Source organism: Desulfovibrio sp. 1188_IL3213 (genome assembly GCF_036763145.1).
In the GTDB taxonomy this organism is placed as follows: Bacteria; Desulfobacterota; Desulfovibrionia; order Desulfovibrionales; family Desulfovibrionaceae; genus Desulfovibrio.
Genome location: NZ_JBAIYR010000610.1, coordinates 1 through 1,085 on the forward strand (window position 1 = coordinate 1; position 1,085 = coordinate 1,085).

The 1,085-nt window shown below is 61.8% G+C and carries 2 pseudogenes; both read left to right on the top strand.

The features are described from left to right. Positions 1-242: pseudogene (locus V6C16_RS13995) on the top strand (cobyric acid synthase); the annotation flags it as partial. Positions 243-537: 295 nt separating this feature from the next. Beyond that, positions 538-1,085, top strand: a pseudogene (locus V6C16_RS14000) (response regulator); the annotation flags it as partial.

The window sequence follows — 1,085 nt, forward strand, 5'->3', positions numbered from 1 at the left end:
CCCTGGGCTGGGGCCTGTGCGACGGGTCGGGCCGGGCGCGGATATGGGGCAGCTATCTGCACGGGCTTTTTGATGCCGATGACTTCAGACATGCCTTTTTGTCAGCACTCCGGCAGGACGCCGGCCTGCCGGCTCTTGCCGGAACGCCCTACAGCCTTGGGCCGGAACTGGATCGCCTGGCCGACACGGTGGAAAAGTCTCTCGACATGCAGGCCATTTACGGCCTGCTCGGCCTGTGTTAGGGTTTATTCCCAAGTAATCGCCTGCTGCAGAAAATTCCTTTCCTTCCGGCGCAGCGAGGGAAAACAGGTGGGCCGCCCCGCATACGGCCCGGCACACGTCGGACGTTATGACCCGCCCAACGGAACAGTATTTTTGCGCCTCAATGTTTACAGCCCCGGCCGTTCCGCTTCGCTCCGGAAATGTTTCCGTGCGCTGTATGCCGGAGCCGGCCTCTTGCCCCTCACCTCTTGAAACGCACTGCCGTTGCGCCCGCAGGCCAAGCTGCGGGAACGCCCGGATTCGGGAACACAAGGCATGAGTATAAGAGCGCTTATAAAAACCTCCAATATGGCGCAACTGTGCCTGGTCCTTTTGCTCAGCCTGTGCACGGGCTGGCTTGGCCACAGTCTGCATGAGATCAACGGCCTTCTGCGTAACTACCATCACCTTGAAAGCCTGCTGGCGGAAATAGGCGGTGTTTCGCGCGAGAATTACCGCGCGGCCCTTGACTACATCAGCACCGGCGACACTTTTCACCTTGAGCGCTGGCGGCATCTGCTGCGGATCGAGCGGGGCGAGACGCCGCGCCCGTCATCGGCCCAGATCGCGCCCGGTGAGCGCCGCTCGCTGTTTTCGCTCATTGACGGTCTGGGGGTGACCGGCAATGTGCAGGTTCAGGTACAGTCCATTCTGGCCCAGCTTGTTCTGCTCGAATCCATGACGGAAACCGCAATGCGCAGCGCCCTGAAAAGCGGGCCGGAAGCCACTCCGGTTCAGGCCCGGCAAGACAGGCAGGCTGCGCTGCTTTGGGTGCAGAGCAACGGTCTTGCCCGCATCCCGGACTCCATAGCCGAAGCTGCCCA